This is a genomic window from Limnohabitans sp. Rim11, assembly GCF_001269365.1.
Lineage (GTDB): Bacteria > Pseudomonadota > Gammaproteobacteria > Burkholderiales > Burkholderiaceae_C > Limnohabitans_A.
Map to the genome: position 1 here is coordinate 63,855 of NZ_CXOM01000004.1, position 16,528 is coordinate 80,382.

The 16,528-nt window shown below is 51.6% G+C and carries 16 protein-coding genes; 7 read left to right on the forward strand and 9 right to left on the reverse strand.

All coding sequences use genetic code 11. The features are described 5' to 3' along the window. Nucleotides 1-4 precede the first annotated feature (4 nt). Nucleotides 5-1,612 (forward strand): GMC family oxidoreductase, encoded by a 1,608-nt coding sequence (locus AMM03_RS11405; RefSeq protein WP_090131735.1) that lies wholly within the window; start codon nucleotides 5-7, stop codon nucleotides 1,610-1,612. Here AMM03_RS11405 and AMM03_RS11410 read toward each other — a convergent pair. Further along, nucleotides 1,566-2,768, reverse strand: a complete 1,203-nt coding sequence (locus AMM03_RS11410) for an MFS transporter (RefSeq protein WP_090131736.1) — start codon at nucleotides 2,766-2,768, stop codon at nucleotides 1,566-1,568. The genes AMM03_RS11405 and AMM03_RS11410 overlap by 47 nt on opposite strands. 123 nt (nucleotides 2,769-2,891) lie before the next feature. Between AMM03_RS11410 and AMM03_RS11415 the strand changes: the two genes are divergently transcribed. Next, on the forward strand, nucleotides 2,892-3,527 hold the full coding sequence (locus AMM03_RS11415) for an NAD(P)H-dependent oxidoreductase (RefSeq protein WP_090131738.1): 636 nt from the start codon (nucleotides 2,892-2,894) through the stop codon (nucleotides 3,525-3,527). A gap of 55 nt (nucleotides 3,528-3,582) precedes the next feature. Here AMM03_RS11415 and purT read toward each other — a convergent pair whose 3' ends face one another. Further along, complete coding sequence (gene purT / locus AMM03_RS11420) at nucleotides 3,583-4,722, reverse strand: formate-dependent phosphoribosylglycinamide formyltransferase (RefSeq protein WP_090131740.1); 1,140 nt, start codon at nucleotides 4,720-4,722, stop codon at nucleotides 3,583-3,585. Nucleotides 4,723-4,767: 45 nt separating this feature from the next. Here purT and AMM03_RS11425 point away from each other — a divergent pair, with 45 nt between their 5' ends. The 5 genes from AMM03_RS11425 to AMM03_RS11445 all read left to right on the forward strand — a co-directional run bounded on the left by AMM03_RS11425 (nucleotide 4,768) and on the right by AMM03_RS11445 (nucleotide 9,858). Then, entirely contained in the window at nucleotides 4,768-5,142 is a 375-nt protein-coding gene (locus AMM03_RS11425) for a hypothetical protein (RefSeq protein WP_090131742.1), read from the forward strand. Between the two features lie 110 nt (nucleotides 5,143-5,252). Further along, entirely contained in the window at nucleotides 5,253-5,723 is a 471-nt protein-coding gene (locus tag AMM03_RS11430; RefSeq protein WP_090131744.1) for a copper chaperone PCu(A)C, read from the forward strand. A gap of 140 nt (nucleotides 5,724-5,863) precedes the next feature. Further along, on the forward strand, nucleotides 5,864-8,011 hold the full coding sequence (locus AMM03_RS11435; protein WP_090131746.1) for a TonB-dependent receptor family protein: 2,148 nt from the start codon (nucleotides 5,864-5,866) through the stop codon (nucleotides 8,009-8,011). A 52-nt stretch (nucleotides 8,012-8,063) separates the two neighbouring features. Further along, nucleotides 8,064-9,311, forward strand: a complete 1,248-nt coding sequence (locus AMM03_RS11440) for a hypothetical protein (protein ID WP_228764685.1) — start codon at nucleotides 8,064-8,066, stop codon at nucleotides 9,309-9,311. Further along, nucleotides 9,295-9,858, forward strand: coding sequence for a hypothetical protein (locus AMM03_RS11445; RefSeq protein WP_194942871.1), 564 nt, complete (start codon nucleotides 9,295-9,297; stop codon nucleotides 9,856-9,858). Before AMM03_RS11440 ends, AMM03_RS11445 begins: the two co-directional genes overlap by 17 nt. 16 nt (nucleotides 9,859-9,874) lie before the next feature. On the opposite strand, the gene AMM03_RS11450 is transcribed toward AMM03_RS11445, so the two are convergent. The 7 genes from AMM03_RS11450 to selD form a co-directional block, all read right to left on the reverse strand. Further along, nucleotides 9,875-10,789 carry a Bug family tripartite tricarboxylate transporter substrate binding protein gene (locus AMM03_RS11450; protein WP_194942872.1) on the reverse strand — a complete coding sequence of 305 codons (915 nt, stop codon included), beginning with the start codon at nucleotides 10,787-10,789 and terminating at the stop codon, nucleotides 9,875-9,877. 94 nt (nucleotides 10,790-10,883) lie between these two features. Continuing rightward, nucleotides 10,884-12,101 carry an MFS transporter gene (locus AMM03_RS11455; protein WP_194942873.1) on the reverse strand — a complete coding sequence of 406 codons (1,218 nt, stop codon included), beginning with the start codon at nucleotides 12,099-12,101 and terminating at the stop codon, nucleotides 10,884-10,886. 119 nt (nucleotides 12,102-12,220) lie between these two features. Further along, complete coding sequence (locus tag AMM03_RS11460; RefSeq protein WP_090131752.1) at nucleotides 12,221-12,418, reverse strand: hypothetical protein; 198 nt, start codon at nucleotides 12,416-12,418, stop codon at nucleotides 12,221-12,223. 165 nt (nucleotides 12,419-12,583) lie between these two features. After that, nucleotides 12,584-13,714 carry a transglutaminase-like domain-containing protein gene (locus AMM03_RS11465; RefSeq protein ID WP_090131754.1) on the reverse strand — a complete coding sequence of 377 codons (1,131 nt, stop codon included), beginning with the start codon at nucleotides 13,712-13,714 and terminating at the stop codon, nucleotides 12,584-12,586. Nucleotides 13,715-13,850: 136 nt separating this feature from the next. After that, complete coding sequence (locus tag AMM03_RS11470; protein WP_090131756.1) at nucleotides 13,851-14,363, reverse strand: TlpA family protein disulfide reductase; 513 nt, start codon at nucleotides 14,361-14,363, stop codon at nucleotides 13,851-13,853. A 13-nt stretch (nucleotides 14,364-14,376) separates the two neighbouring features. Beyond that, nucleotides 14,377-15,453 carry a tRNA 2-selenouridine(34) synthase MnmH gene (gene mnmH, locus AMM03_RS11475; RefSeq protein ID WP_090131758.1) on the reverse strand — a complete coding sequence of 359 codons (1,077 nt, stop codon included), beginning with the start codon at nucleotides 15,451-15,453 and terminating at the stop codon, nucleotides 14,377-14,379. Beyond that, a complete protein-coding gene (selD, locus tag AMM03_RS11480) occupies nucleotides 15,450-16,523 on the reverse strand; it encodes a selenide, water dikinase SelD (RefSeq protein ID WP_090132108.1) in 1,074 nt (357 codons plus the stop codon). The genes mnmH and selD overlap by 4 nt, the downstream gene beginning before the upstream one ends. Between the last annotated feature and the right edge of the window lie 5 nt (nucleotides 16,524-16,528).

A 16,528-nucleotide genomic window follows, 5' to 3' on the forward strand; every position in this document is an offset into this window, starting at 1 on the left:
CTCAATGTCAATTTCAGAATTTGATTATGTGGTGGTGGGTGGCGGCTCAGCGGGTTGCTGTGTGGCGGGCCGTTTAAGTGAAGACCTTGCCACTTCCGTTTGTTTGCTAGAAGCTGGCGGATCAGACGATTCAGTTTTTGTCAGAGCGCCTTTAGGCTTTGCTGCGACAGCCCCATTCAACATCAACAGTTGGGGTTTCAACACCGTGCCGCAAGCGGGCTTCAATGGCCGAAAAGGTTTTCAGCCCCGCGGCAAAGTCATGGGCGGCAGTTCGTCCGTCAATGCCATGGTCTATACACGCGGCAACCCCAACGACTACAACACTTGGGCAAGGCTTGGCAATGCTGGCTGGTCTTACCAAGATGTTTTGCCTTACTTTAAAAAGTCAGAAAACAACGAGTGCTTTGGTGCCAATGACTACCGCGGTGTGGGCGGGCCGTTGAATGTCAGTTTCTTAAGAAGCCCCAGTCCTTTGAACAATGCCTTTATCAAGGCATGTAACGAGCAGGGCATTCCTACCAACCCAGATTACAACGGCGCCCAGCAATATGGCGTGTCGCCCGGACAAGTGACTCAAAAGGGCGGTGAACGCTGGAATGCAGCCAGGGCATATATTGATCCGCACAGACATCAAAGCAATTTAAAGATCGTCTCGCATGCGCATGCATCGCAAATTGTGTTCGAAGGCAAGCGCGCTGTGGGTGTGAAGTACAGCATTGACGGGGTTGAGCACGAGGTCAAAGCCAAAAAGGAAGTCATCCTTTCTGGCGGTGCATTTGGATCGCCTCAGCTGTTGATGTTGTCAGGGGTGGGGCCAGCTTTGCATTTGCAAGACATGGGCATTCCATTGGTTCATGAATTGCCGGGCGTGGGTCAAAACTTGCAAGACCATGTCACCACGGTTTTGATTTACAAAACGCAAAAGATCAATGAAGCCATGGGTTATTCCTTGCGCGGTACTTGGAATTTCATCAAAGCCATTTTTGAATGGCGCTCGCAACGCACAGGCTGGATCACCTCCAATGTGTCCGAAACGCAGGGCTTTGTTTCAACGCAAGGCAACCAAGACCACCCCGATATTCAGTTGGCTTTGTGCACGGGCATTGTGGACGATCACGCCCGCAAATTGCATTGGGGCCATGGCTATACCTTGCACGTCACACTCATGCGGCCCAAGAGCCGCGGCACACTGACCTTGGCCAGTCGCAACCCCATGGACAAGCCCCTCATTGATCCCGCTTTTTTCAAGCACCCTGACGACATCAACACCCTGATTGCGGGCACCCAATTGGGCTTGGACATCATGAACTCAGAGGCTTTAAAGCCTTATCGAGGCAACATGCTTTACCCCATAGAGCGCAATCAGGTTGAACACATCAAATCTTTCTTGCGCGATCATTCAGATACCGAATACCACCCTGTGGGCACTTGCAAAATGGGTCCTTCATCGGACCCCTTGGCGGTGGTCGATGCCCAACTTCAAGTTCACGGTCTTCAAAATCTGCGGGTCATTGATGCTTCCGTCATGCCCAATTTGGTCACAGGCAACACCAACGCACCCACCATCATGATTGCAGAGAAGGGCGTTGATTTTGTCCGCGCTGCAGCCTGAACAAAACCCAAGCGCACAAACTCGATGTGACCACCAAGGCTAGGAAGCCTGCGCGATAAGAGCCAAAGGCTGTGGACAGGGCGCCAAAAATGGGCGGCCCAATGACCACGCCTAAAAAAGTAAAGGTGAGGGTGCCGCCGGTGGCCACACTGGCCTTGCCTTCCGGCGCTTGTCTGGCCACTTCGGACAAATAAACGCCGTTCCAACCGATGGCAGAGGCACCAAACACAATCAAGACCAACCAAACACCCCAAATGGGCAATTGGGGCAAAAGCAAAGCAGTGGCCATTGAGCTGCAAGCCATCAATGCGGCCAGCAAGGCCAATGCCTTTTGTGCGCCAAGCCATTTGTCAGCCACCACGCCCCACACAATGCGGCCTCCGATGCCGCCCATTTGCGTCACAGACAACAGCAGTCCGGCACTGACCAAACCATAAGACAAGTCGTCATGCAAATAGGTCACCAAATAGGTGGTGAGCGACATTTGAATCATGGAAAACATGAACGAACAAGCGGCCATGGTGGCCAAGGCGCGATGACCTAGCACCATCCGAATGGGTTGGGTGAGCGTCCCCATTTGAAATGGCAAATTGGCTTGTCGCAAATCGTCTGACTCTTTTCTCAAGGGCTGGGCCAACAAAGCACTGATTACACAAGCCAAAGCCACCATGACCATCGACCATTGCCAATTGATGGCCAACATGAGGGAGGGCACAATGGCGCCCGCCATCATGGCGCCCACAGGTACACCTGTTTGCTTGATCGAAAAAACCAGACCCATTTGTTCAGGTGGTGTGGTTCGGGCCAAAATTTGGGAGCTGGCGGGCGTAATCGGGCCGTAGCCTAAGCCAATGAGCAAAGCACCCAGCGCAATCATGGGCAACCAGGCAGAAGCGCAAAGGCACAGCCCGACGGCACAAATGAACAAACCCAATTGACTGACCCGAATAGGGCCAAAACGACTCACAGTGGTGCCAGAGGTAAGGCTGGCAAACATGGCGCCAGCGTAGGTGATGGAGACGTAAAAGCCCACCATGGCGGGCGACACACCCAGATCTTTGGCTGCCACGGGCGCCATGACAGGCAAAGTCAGTAAGGCCATGGCCACCATGGCTTGTATGAATAACGTTGCAAGCAGGGGCAGCCAATTGTTCATGGCATGGATCCTAACCGCTAGGGTCAGTCTTAGTATGGAGGGGGGTCATCTGGGTGACTTTGAGCCCCATTTTCTGAGGGGGGTTAAACTCGCCGCTGTTTTTAAATATTGGGATTGTCAAAAATGGATTTGCTCAAAGCGATGAATTGGCGTTATGCCGCCAAAAAAATGGACCCCTCTAAAAAGGTGCCCGAAGACAAAGTGCAACGCATTTTGGAAGCCATTCGCCTGACGGCGACCTCCAGCGGTCTGCAGCCTTTCGAAATGATTGTGGTGACCAACCGTGAAGTTCGCGCCAAGATTCAAGCTGTGGCCAACAACCAAGCCCAGATTACAGAAGGCTCACATTTGTTGGTGTTTGCTGCTTGGAACGATTACACGCCCGAACGCATCAACATGATGTTTGACTACAACAACGAAGTGCGCGGCTTTGTGAACGAAGGCGCAGAAAACTACCGCAACATGCTGTTGAAGAATTACCCCGCCAAAGGCGCTGAAGCCAATTTCCAACACGCTTCCAAACAGTCCTACATTGCCCTTGGCACAGCACTCATTGCTGCCGCCGAACAAGAAGTGGATGCGACACCCATGGAAGGTTTCAACCCCGCATCTGTGGATGAAATTTTGGGCCTGGCTGCGCGCGGTTTGCGCAGCACTATTTTGTTGCCTTTGGGTTACCGTGAGGCCGACAAAGACTGGCTGGTCAATATGAAGAAGGTGCGTCGCACCACAGAAAATTTCATCACTGAAGTGAAGTAATTTTTTTAGATCTGAAAAAGGTGCACGTCCGAAAGGCGTGCACCTTTTTTTTGTTTTAGCTCACATGCACGCTAATTTTGTCAGCAGCCGCTCGTGCTCTGGCCAAAGCGTTTTCACCCTTGGCCAAGGCCACCGCCATTCGCCTGAAGGGGCGCGTTGTGGGTTTGCCAAAAATACGCACATCTACGCCGGGCTCTTGCAATGCGGCTGATACGCCTGAATAAGTGGGGTGTGTGCCTTCTCGGTCGGCCAACACCACTGCACTGGCGCCTTCTACCGCCTCAATGACTGGGATGGGCAGACCTAAAACGGCGCGTGCATGCAAATCAAATTCACTGAGGTTTTGACTGATCAAGGTCACCATGCCTGTGTCGTGGGGACGTGGGCTGAGTTCGCTAAAGATGACTTCTTTGGCAGTGACAAAAAACTCCACGCCAAACAGGCCAGCGCCGCCTAAATCGGCAGTCACTTTTTCGGCCATGTCTTGGGCCGCTTTTAAATAATCTGCAGCCATGGGTTGGGGCTGCCAACTGTATTGATAATCGCCGCGCTCCTGCACATGGCCGATGGGTGGGCAGAACAAAGTCTGGCCATTTCTTTGGCGGATGGTGAGAAGGGTGATTTCAAATTCAAATTTGATGAACTCTTCCACGATGACTTTTTTTCTGTCGCCACGCATGCCTGCACAGGCATAGTCCCAGCTGGCTTGAATGTCGGCCTCGGTTTTGGCCACACTTTGGCCTTTGCCAGAAGAGCTCATGACTGGTTTGATGACCACCGGAAAGCCAATGGCCTTGGCTTGTGCCATGAGTTCATCGCTAGACTCTGCGTAATTGAATTTGGCGGTGCGAACGCCTAAACCTACGGCCACATCGCGGATGCGATCGCGGTTCATGGTGAGGTTGGCGGCACGCGCACTCGGAATCACCTCAAAGCCTTCTTTTTCGACTTCTAACAAGACCTCGGTGCGAATGGCCTCAATTTCTGGAACGATCAAGTCGGGCTTGTGTTTGGCGATGGCGGCTCTTAAAGGCACTTCATCGAGCATGCTAAAAACTTCGAATTCGTCGGCAACTTGCATGGCGGGGGCGCCCGCGTAGCTGTCACAGGCAATGACGTGGCAGCCCAAACGCTTGGCGCTGATGACGAATTCTTTGCCGAGTTCACCTGAACCCAAAAGTAGTATTTTTTTCATGGTGCTTGAGAAAATAGGGGATTTGCTTCAGCGATAATACGCCACATGTTCAATGCCGCCACACACAAATCATTCGCACGACTCGTGTTGGTGTGGTTTGCGTTGTTCATCGGCGTGGCCATTGCGTCGCCCATTTTGAACCCCACCGAAACGCAAATGGTTTGCTCTAGTGCGAGTGGCATGAAGATGGTGGTCTCTGGCGCAAACGATAGCGCCTCCGACAAAGCCTCTGACAAAGCCCAAGCGGCCACCAACATGGACTGCCCTTTGTGCGCGCCAGTCTGTGTGCCTTTGCAGTCTCGCTCAGCCTCTTTTGATCACGCCAGTCCGTTAGCGCATTCACTGCATCCCATCGCTGCAGCACTGATTGCCACCCAGACTGCGCCACCCCTGCCATCTCGCGGTCCCCCCGTCATTTGAAACTTCAAGTGCTGTTTTCATCAAACCATCAGGTTTTTTGAAAGCAACCAGTTCAGTGCTTATTTCAAAGAGTTAGGCCTTTTTTGCCAACTCACAGACGGAGATTTTTCATGAAACGTTTTACCTTGTTGATGTCCTTGGCTTTGGCTGCATTGTCTTCAACCGCTCAAGTGACTGTGTCTGAACCTTGGGTTCGTGCCACAGTACCTCAGCAAAAAGCCACGGGTGCATTTATGAAGTTGCAATCTGCACAAGATGCCAAATTAATCAGTGCCAAGTCAGCCGTTGCCGGTGTGGTGGAAGTGCACGAGATGGCCATGGATGCCGGCGTCATGAAAATGCGTGCTGTGGATGGCTTGGCCTTGCCCATGGGCAAAGCTGTGGATTTAAAGCCAGGTGGCTATCACGTCATGTTGATGGACCTCAAGTCCCAATTGAAAGATGGCGATGTGGTGCCTTTGACGCTGACCTTTGAAACCAAGGATGGCAAACGCCAAACCATGGAAGTTAAAGCGACAGCCCGCAACATGAGCGCGCCAGCCCAGCCATCCCATGGTGGGCACTCTGGCATGAAGCACTGACCGAGCAGACTTCGGTCTTCAGCATGGCCTGATGGGTTACAACCCAGCCAGCCATGACTTTCCATATTTTGTGAAGCAATGCTTGGCGCCCTCTGAGTGACGCTGCTTTGCGTTTGCTTCACTGCAAACGAATCAATGACATGACATTCAAATACAAACCAATTTCTTTGGCCTGCGTGGCCTATGCATTGAGTTGCTCCGCTTTTCAGGTGCAGGCTCAAATTCAAAACACGCCAAACCAAACGACTGCGAACGACACTGTGGTGGTTTCTGGCTCTAGATCAGAAACCAAACTTTCAGAAACCGCAGCCTCTATTGGTGTGGTCCGCCGCAGCCAATGGGATGAAGAAAAGCCCAAATCAATTGGCGACATCATTAACCGAATTCCTGGCGTGTTTTGGAACGACTTGGGCAATGAGCAGCACAGCATGTCCATCCGCCTACCCATCAGCACCAATGCGGTGTATCAATACCTTGAAGATGGTATTCCAATTCGACCCTTGGGCGTTTTCAATCACAACGCGTTGAATGAAAACAACATGAATGCCGCTTCGGGTGTTGAGGTTGTAAAAGGTGCTGCATCTTCTTTGTATGGCAGCAATGCTGTGGGGGGTGCCGTCAACTTTTTAACCCAGCGCGCCTCTAAAACGCCTACGGGTTATTTGGGCGTTCGTGTCGATGACATTGATGGCTTTACGCGTGTTGACTCAGGCGCTAGCAACACTTGGGGCGACTTGGGCTTGCGGTTTTCTCACTACAGTTCGCACCGCCGGAGTCAAAATTGGCAAGAATACAGTGGCGGTAGCAAGGACTCTTTCTCTCTGCGAACCGATTACAACTTGTCGGCCACATCTTGGATGCGGGCCTCTTTAATTAAGACCGATTTGGACACTGAAACGCCAGGCAGTTTGTTTGAAACAGACTATCGCAACACGGTGGGCAAAAGTTTGAACACGTTCACTTGGCGCAAAGACATCACGACGCGCGCCAATGTGGCTTGGGAAGGTGAAACTACAGCAGGAGGGGTGACTACGCTGACGGCATTTGCGCGCAAAAATGACCATGGCCAGTTGCCTAACTACACCATTTCGGGATGCTCTGGTGCAGTCTGTAAAGGCACTTTGAACAACAACCATGTTGAGTCATTGGGCCTGGACGTCAAGCACGAACAAAAGTTAAATGGGAACAAAGCCAAGTTGGTCTCGGGCTTGACCATCGATCGCAGTCAAAACGATTATGTGTCTGACAATTTGGCCATCACTCGCAATACCGCAACGGGTCGTTATGTTTCATACACCCTCAACAGCGTAAACAACCCATTGGGTGTTCGAAACTACAGCGCCGACATTGCCAACAATGCCGCCTTTGCCCAATTTGAGTTTGTGCCTGTCGACAATTTGCGCATTGTGGCGGGTGGTAGGTATGACAGCATTTCGTACGATTTTCAAAACAAGTTAACGCCTGGTGCCAACTTTGGAGCTGCCAACGAGGTCAGAAGTTTCAGTCGATTCACGCCTAAACTGGGCGGTACCTTTGCGCTGAACACCCGCAACAGTTTGTATGGCAACTTAAGCCAAGGTTTTACACCGCCTGAGGTGAGCCAGTTGTATGGCAAAACCGCAGTGCCTGATTTGAAACCAGCCATCTATGACAACACCGAGTTGGGTTGGCGTGCTGCTTTGTTGGATGGCAGTCTGAAATTGGATTCAGCCATCTACAGGCTAGACGGCAAGGACACCATTGTGAGTTACACCCCAGCGGTCGGTGACAGTGGCAACAAAAATGCCGGTCAAACCCGCAGCGAGGGTCTGGAAGTCGCACTGAATCAAGAAAGTCAATGGGTTGACTGGCGCTTGGGTGCCACTTGGGCCAAGCACACGTATGTGGCCTACAAAGTGAGCGACAAAGCAGGCGCACTTGAAGACTACTCAGGCAAAACCATGAAGCAGGCACCATCGCATGCCATCAATGCGGCTGTGACTTACAAGTTTGCACCGGGTGCGCGCGTTGCTTTGAGCATGATCAAGCAGGGCAGTTCTTGGATGAACGATGCCAACACGGTGAAATACGAAGGGCACACTTTGTTCAATCTGTATGCCAGCCAAAAGCTTCAAGGTGCTTGGGAGGTGTGGGGGCAAATTCGCAACCTGACCAACCAGCGTTACTCTGACAGCGCGTCGAGCTCGTATAAGGGAACAGGCACGTATTCCCCCAATACACAAAACACCTACCAACTGGGTGCGCCTCGCAGCTTCATGGTGGGCTTGAACAAGTCCTTTGGAACTTGAAGTTGCTTTGAATGTTGAGTGACTTGGTGTGTTTGATTTGAAAGGAATTTCAATGCGATTTTTAAAACAATCGGGGTTTGCTTGGATGCTTTGTGGTCTGCTAATTGCAGGCATGGCGACATCGCTTTCTGTTAGTGCGCAAAACAAACCCATGAAACACGCTCATCGCGCTCAACTGGCCACGGGGGCTGCTTTGGCCCCCGATGGTCGCTTGTGGGTTGTGGGACTGAATGAACGCGGTCAATTGTTCACACAGTCTTCACCCGCACAAGCCTTAGGTCAGTGGACAGCACCCGTCGTGCTCAATACCCAACAAGACGAGATTGCCGCAGAAGGGGAGTCGCGTCCCAAAATGGCCTTTGGCCCTCAAGGCTGGGCCGTAGTGACCTACACGCAACCATTGCCAAAACCTTATACCGGTTTTGTCAGAATGTTACGCAGTACAGATGGTGGGCAAACTTTCTCAGCCCCTTTCACAGTACACCAAGATCGTCAAGAAATTACCCATCGTTTCGAATCGATCCTCTTTGATGCGCAGGGCAACTTGCACACGCTTTGGATTGACAAGCGCGACATGCCGCCCAAAGGGACAGGGCCGAAGTACATTGGCGCAGCCATTTATGGCAATGTTTCCAAAGATGGCGGCACCACATTTGGCCAAGATTACAAACTGGCCGATCACTCTTGTGAATGTTGCCGCATCGCCATGACCCATACACCCGATGGCAAAGTTGCCGCTGTGTGGCGTCATGTGTTTGGTGAGCAAACGCGTGACCATGGCTTTGCCTTTTTGCCAGACGCGTCGGCAGTGCCTGCACAGGGTCAAACCAAAATACCCGTTCGAAGCACCTTTGACGATTGGCAAATCAATGCGTGTCCTCACCATGGGCCAGGTCTTGCTGTTAACAACGCCAAGGCTACTCAAACGGGTTTTCACATGGTTTGGTTTGGCATACGCAAACAAGAGGGACAAGATGTGGCGGGTGTGCGTTATGCACGTTTAAATGACAAGGGTCAGCCCTTGTTGGACACAGTCAGAGCTTTGCCAGACGCCCGCGCCGAGCATGCCGATGTCATGGCGCACAAACAGCGTGTGGTGGTGGTTTGGCGTGCCAGCGATGGCAGCGCTACAAGCCTCAAGGCCTGGGTCTCGGATGACGAAGGTCAGAATTTCAGTTTAAAAGTGTTGGGCCAAACAACAGGTCCTAATGATCATCCGCGCATCGTTCAGCGTTCTGAAAAAATGCTGGTGGTGTGGCGTGATACCAAGGAGATCAAAGTTTATGACGTTTCTCAATAACTCAACTGACAAGCTTGTTCAACGGCTTGGCTTGGTGATTGGCATTGCTGCCCTTAACCTCATGCTGTGCATGCCGTTGCATGCGCAAAATCACAAACATGAACATTCGCACAATGCCCTCGGCAAGGCTGCCGATCAATCTGGCTCAGTCAAATCAACGCTGGTGTTCACAGAAAAAACTTGGGCTCAACTTTTAAAAGATGGCCCCAAGCCAGCAGCTTACTTGTTTACCACCACCTATTGCAGCACGTGCCCAGCAGCCTTTGAAGTGCTTCATCAGGCAACGAAAGAACAAAGAAAATCAATCCCACTGATGGCTGTCATGATGGATGCCAGTGGTGCCAAAGCATTGAGGCATGCCAACCACTTTAAGGGCATGACCAAAATGTATGCCTTCGAAGGATTCGAGCCTGAAATTCGGCAGTCGGTGGACCCTGCTTGGCCTAACGTCACACCCTATGTGGTGATGATTGATGCCACTGGCAAGCTTCAAAAAGTAATTGGTCCACCCACGCCAGACATGCTCAAGCGATGGCTGAATTTGTAGAGGAAAGCCAGCTGTTTTATTCCGCTTTGATTCCGGCATAAGCAGCCACCCTGGCCCAACGGACGATTTCTGAACGCATGAAATCGGTGGCTTCTTCAGAGCTTGTAAAGAAGCTTTCAAACCCAAGAGAATCTAATTTCTCCTTCATTTTGGCTTCCTTTCCAGCTTGTGTGAATGCTGCATTGAGTTTTTTGACAACAGCCGGTGGTGTATTGATAGGTGCATAAACCGCAAACCAGTTGGTGAGTTCTACACCTTTGTAGCCTTGCTCGTTGAGGGTTGGCACTTGCGGCATCGCTTTATGGCGTTCAGCAGAAGCCACGGCCAAAGCTCTGAGACGACCTTGCTGAATTTGGGGCAGGGCGTTTTGAATGGGGCTGAACATATAACTCAGTTGACCGCCAATAAGGTCGTTCATCGCTTGCGATTGACCTTTGTAGGGGATGTGATTCGATTTCAAGCCGACCAGTTGATTGAAAAATTCTGCTTGCAAGTGTTGAGGGCTTCCCATTCCAGCCGAGCCGTAGTTCATGTCACCATTTTTCGATTTCATGAGCTCCACAAATTCTTTGAGGTTGTTGGCCTTTACGGAGGGATGTACCACCAACACCACACCTGTTTGCCCAATCAGGGTAATGGCTTGAAGGTCTTTGACCAAGTCGTAGGGGATTTTTTTATAAACAGCAACGTTGGTGGCAATGGTTGCAGGGCTAATTAGAAGTGTATAGCCGTCTGCTTTTGATTTCATGACGTACTCAACACCGATGTTGCCGCCAGCGCCTAATTTGTTTTCAACCACCAAAGCTTGACCAAGAATCTCGCTCACTTTTTGGCTAAGGTTTCGGGCCAATAAATCGGTACCGCCGCCGGCGGCTACAGGCACCACAACTTGAATGGGCTTATTAGGAAAACTTTGGGCGTTTGCTGTCAAGGAGGTCAATCCGATGAAAGCAAGAGCAGAGAGTAATTGACGCAAAGGACGCATAGATTTCATGGTAGTTATCCTCAGAAAAGTAAATTGAATCTTAAGCCAATTGTGGCTTGATAATCGGTGCTTCTTTGATGGGTAAGTTGATCAAGGCCGCCATGGCCGAGAGGGCGATGTCAGCCCACCACATCCATTGGTAGTCGCCGTTGATGGTCAGTGCCAGGCCGCCCAAGTAGGCGCCTAAAAATCCACCGATTTGGTGAGACAACAAAGTTAGGCCAAACAAAGTGGCCAAGTAACGGACACCAAATAATTTGCCCACAATGGCCGCTGTTGGCGGCACGGTGGCAAGCCAAGTAAACCCAAGGCCTAATGCAAATGCATAAAAAGTCCATTCGGTTTTGGGGGCGACCAAGTACAAAGCAATTAAAACGGCGCGCGAGGCATACATGACTGCCAACACGTATTTGCTTCGATAGACATTGACGCAAGAGCCGGCATACAAGCTCCCCGCAATATTGGCCAGGCCAATGATGGCCAATGACCAACTGGCCACAGCAGGCGACAGACCACACAAGCCGACTTCAGTGGGCAAGTGAGTGACTAAAAACGCGATGTGAAAGCCGCAGGTGAAAAAGCCCAAGTGAAGCAGCAAATAGCTGGGGTTGTGCAAAGCATCAGCCACTGCTTTTTTGAGGCCGCCTTCAGGGTCGGGGGCTTTGACAGGGGCGTGTGTATCGCTGGTGAGTTTGTTCAACAACGGGATGGCCAGCAAGGTGACCACCGCCATAGACCACATCGTCCCCATCCAACCAATGCTTTGAATCAGTCTTTGAATGATGGGCGCAAAAACAAATTGACCTAAGGAACCACCCGCATTGATGATGCCAGATGCGGCGCCCCGGGACTCGGTGGGCATCCGCTGTGCTGCAGCACCCAATAAAACTGAAAAACTGCAAGTGCCTGCGCCAATGGCAGACAAAATGCCCATGGTCATGATCAAGCCTGTGCTGCTGCTGATGAAGGGCGTTAAAGCCGTGCCAATGACCAAAATGAAAATGCCTGTCAGCAGCACAGGCCGGGGACCATATTTGTCTGCAAAGGCACCTGCTACGGGTTGGATGGCGCCCCAAACAAATTGACCGATGGCCATGGCCAAGCTGATTGCAACAATGCCCAAACCTGTGTCTGTGTTGAGTGGGCCAACATAGAGGCCCATGGACTGACGCGTGCCCATGGTGATCATGAGAATGGCTGACGCCATGAGGGTGGTGATCCAAACACCTCGGTGATTCATGCTGGGGAAAAATGCCATGGCGAAAATGCTTTGCAAACAAATAGACCGATTGATCTTAGCTGATCATTGAATATGCTGCTTGCAATGAAAAAGCCAGCGCTTCACAGATGTGAAACGCTGGCAGTAGAGCCAGTGAATTACTTCTTGGCTGTTTCTTTGGTGGCTTCTTTAGCTACTTCTTTGGTCGCTTTATCTGCTTTTTTGGCTTCAGGCTTTGCCTCTGCTTTGACCTCAGCTTTTGCGGGGGCCGCTGCGGCAGCGGGTGCTGCTGGCGTTGTAGCGAATGCGGCTGCTGAGAATGCGCCGATGATCAAGGTAGCGAGAAGTTTAGTCATGATGTTTCCTTCATGTTGTTTGAAAACTCCACCGATCGGGAGTGATCATTCAACGGCATGGGAGACACACTTGTTGACCTAAATATTTAATTATTTTTGTCAACTTTAAACAGGCATCAACGTTGATATCGACGCATTTCAAGATGCATTCAAAGCCGATTCGATTCAAATTGTTTTGATTTCTTTGGCCGATATTTGATACTTGAAATCATCAGGCGCATAAGAATCAAGACGACCTTCATTGTTTTCGGCTGTGGGGTACATGAAGAAACCAATCCGATCCCCTTTGCTGTTGGGCAAAGTCAAATCGTGCGCCGTATTGAAAGCAACCCAATTGCCTTCCCAACCACCAAACAAGGTGTTGTAGACAGGCTTGACGACTGGGTGCTCTGTGGTCTTGAGCCATTCGGGGGTCTCTAGACGCATGACCTTGGCCACGTCGGCTGGGTCCATGGCCATCCAACCTTGGCCTTTGACATAAGCCTCAGCGCGGCAGTGTTGCGCGCCTTTTAAACTGGCAGAGTTGCCCGAAAGTTCTTTATAGCCAAATGCTGAAGGTGCCAAGCGCAAGCCATACACGTCGCGTGCAGGAATGCCGACAGATCGGCACAGGCCGACAAACAAAGCGTTGATGTCTGCACACTTGCCGCCCAAGTTGCCGGTCTCTAGCATCGTTTTGATATCGCCTTCGCCGCAGCCGCGAACTTTGGGCTCACGCCAAGCATTTGAAACCACCCAATCGTAAATGGCACGCACTTTTTCAAGATCAGTTTTAGCACCTTGAATGGCTTTTTGGGCGGTGGTTCTGACAATGCCATCGGTGGGCAAAAATTGAGTCGCCCGCGTGAAATACTGAAGCGTGCTGGCGTCTTCTGCTGCAGCAGGTTTTTGACCCTCCGCAATGGGCGCGCGGTTTTGCGTTTGCACGCGGCTTGTGATTTCAACGTAAGGCTTTTCGATGTTTTCTGCAAATTCGGCATACAACATTTGGACGCCTTGTAGGCCGTCGCTGCGCAGGCGGGTGATGCCATTGCTGGTGAACGAGCTGGCTTCAGATTTTTGCCATGATGTATTGACGCTGGGCACGGGCAACCAAACGCGTGTGATGCCATTGGCCTTCGGAATGTCAACGCGCGTGGTGACTTCAAAGCTGCGCCATTGGCCTGGCTGTGGCGAGAAGGTGCGAGCTGCTGTTGGGGTTGAGGGTGTTTGAGCGGAAGCTGGGTGCCAAGGTGCCAACGAAAGAGCACCAATAGACGCAGCACCCTTGAGAAGGGAGCGACGAGCGGGGGTCATGAAGAGATCTCCGAAATAAAGTTAAACCTGTCGGCACATACGAGGTTTATTGTTCAGTTCAAGTTGTCTTGAATGACTAAAACCAATGCCCCGAAGGCAGGTTATTGAAAAGCAAAATCGCCTTTCAACCTCTCGATTATCGCAGGCTGTTAACCCAGGCCTGCGGTTCGGCCGATGTCCAATCAACTTCACCCATCACTCGCCACTTAATTTGACCTTGGGTGTCCAAGAGCAGGGTGGTGGGGTAAACCTTGACGCCAAACTTTTGAGCCCACTCGCCCTGGGTGTCAGAAATCAAAGGCAGATTAATTTGATTGTTTTGCATGAACCTTTGGGCCCGGCTGGAAGGCTCTTTGACGTTGATGGTCAGCACCAGAACTTGCTCTGGGTTTTGCAAGTCAGAAAAAATCTGCAATGAAGGAAGCTCTTCTTTGCAGGGAGCGCACCAAGTCGCCCAGAAGTTCAAAACCACTTTTTTGCCACGCAAGGACTCGGCTTTGTATTCGCGGCCATTGACATCTTTGAACAAGATAGGCGGCGTTTTTTGAGCGCTGGGCCAAGGTGTTTTTTCATACTGGCCATGGGCCAGTCCAAGGCATGAAAGGCTGAAGAGCAAGCCCCAAATGATTCGAAGATAAATTCGGAACATATTAGAGGCGGCTCTACGCCTGCAAGATGAACTTGGCGACTGCGCTCAAACTTTCGTTTGAACGACTGTCTGCACGCACCAATTGGGCCTGTTCTATTTGCAAAAAGTTGCGTTTCATTGATGCAAAGTAAGTGGGGTCGTAATGCAATTTAAGCAAGTCACGAACCACATCTTCAATTTGTCCTGCTGCGATTTGAGTCTGCCAATCTGCCACCACTTGTTTGCCTCGAATGGCCACCAAGGCATCAAGACGCTTGCTGAACATTTCAGGGTCTTTGACAAAGAAATCGTAGTCTTCGAGCAACAACTTAACGCGCTCTTCATCCGACAACTCGAGTTGATAGCAAGGGCTTGCGCGCATGGCCAAGATCAAGGACTCAGGGACCGCCAAATTGCCCACTTTGCGGCTTTCCGACTCCACATACACAGGTAGGCTGGGGTCCATATTCCGAAGCGCATCCCACAGCAGCGTGTCAAAGTGTTTCTGGCTAGGTTGTGGCTCGCCAGGAATGATGCCCAGTACCGAGCTGCGGTGATTGGCCAAGCCCTCAAGGTCCAAGACTTGGGCGCCTTGTTCTCTTAAACAATGGAGCAATCTGGTTTTACCCGAGCCAGTAGGACCGCAAATGACGCGCCATGATAGGCGTTCAGCCAGAGGCGGTATGGCAGCCACCATGGCACTGCGAAAGGCTTTGTAGCCACCTTCGATGATGGACACCCTGAAACCAATTTGTCCCAAAATAAGCGCCAGCGAACCACTGCGCTTGCCGCCGCGCCAGCAATAAACCAAGGGTTGCCACTCTTTGGGCAAATCGAACACATGCTTTTCTAGGTGTTTCGAAATGTTGGCGGCCACCATGGCCGCGCCTTTTTTCTTGGCTTCGAAGGGTCCGACTTGTTTGTACAAGGTGCCAATCACAATGCGTTCTTCATTGTTAAGCGACGGCCAATTTTGAGCACCCGGCAAGTGATCGAGTGCATATTCGTCTTCGGTTCGGGCATCAATGATGGCGCTGTATGCGCCTGGTGATCCGATGGGCAGGCGCATGCGTGCAATGGCGTCTTGCGCGCTGACGGGATTGACGCTCATGCCTGCGCCTTTTGATCGACCACCAGACCGTGTTTTTGTTGCGCCTCAACATGGCCAACCACTGTGGCATGGTCAAAGCCATGTTGTTTGAAAATACCCAGAACATCGTTGACTGAATCTGGAGCGCAAGACACCAACAGGCCACCACTGGTTTGTGGATCTGTCAGCAAGCTTTGCTCAACGCTTGAAAAGTTGCTTGGCAACGATACTTCTGAGCCGTAACCTTGCCAGTTTCGGCCTGAAGCCCCCGTGATGCAGCCTTGATTGGCCAAGGCTTTGACGCCTGGTAGCAGTGGCACTTCCGTCCAATTGAGGCGGACTGTGCATTTGGCGCCACGGGCCATTTCTAGCAGGTGACCTGCAAGTCCAAAGCCAGTGATGTCCGTCAGGGCATGAACCCCTTTGAGTTTGGCCAAATCGGGTCCGGCGGTGTTCAGTTTGGTGGTGTTGCTGATCATGGCTTGATAGCCATCGTCGGGCAACATTTCTTTTTTAAGGGCGGCCGACAAAATGCCCACACCAATGGGCTTGCCAAGCACCAAGACGTCACCCACTTGAGCATCTGCATTGCGTTTGATGTGATCGGGATGGACCAGTCCCATAGCCACCAAGCCATAGATGGGTTCGACAGAATCGATGGTGTGACCGCCAGCAATGGGAATGCCCGCTGCACGGCAAACGCTTTGACCGCCATCCAAAATTTTGCCAATGACGCTCAAGGGCAGAACGTTGACGGGCATGCCCACCAAAGCCAAGGCCATGATGGGTTGTGCGCCCATGGCGTAAACATCGGAGATGGCATTGGTGGCCGCTATTCGTCCGAACTCAAAGGGGTCGTCGACGATTGGCATGAAAAAGTCGGTGGTGGCCACCAAGGCCTGCGAATCGTTGAGCTTGTAGACCGCGGCGTCGTCTGCGGTTTCAATGCCGACCAACAATTCGGGGGGCAAAGGCATGGCCGTGGTTGACCGAAGAATTTCACTCAATACACCGGGCGCAATCTTGCAGCCGCAGCCGCCACCATGTGAAAGGCTGGTGAGGCGAGGGCCGTTGGGGTTCTTTTCATTCATGGCTT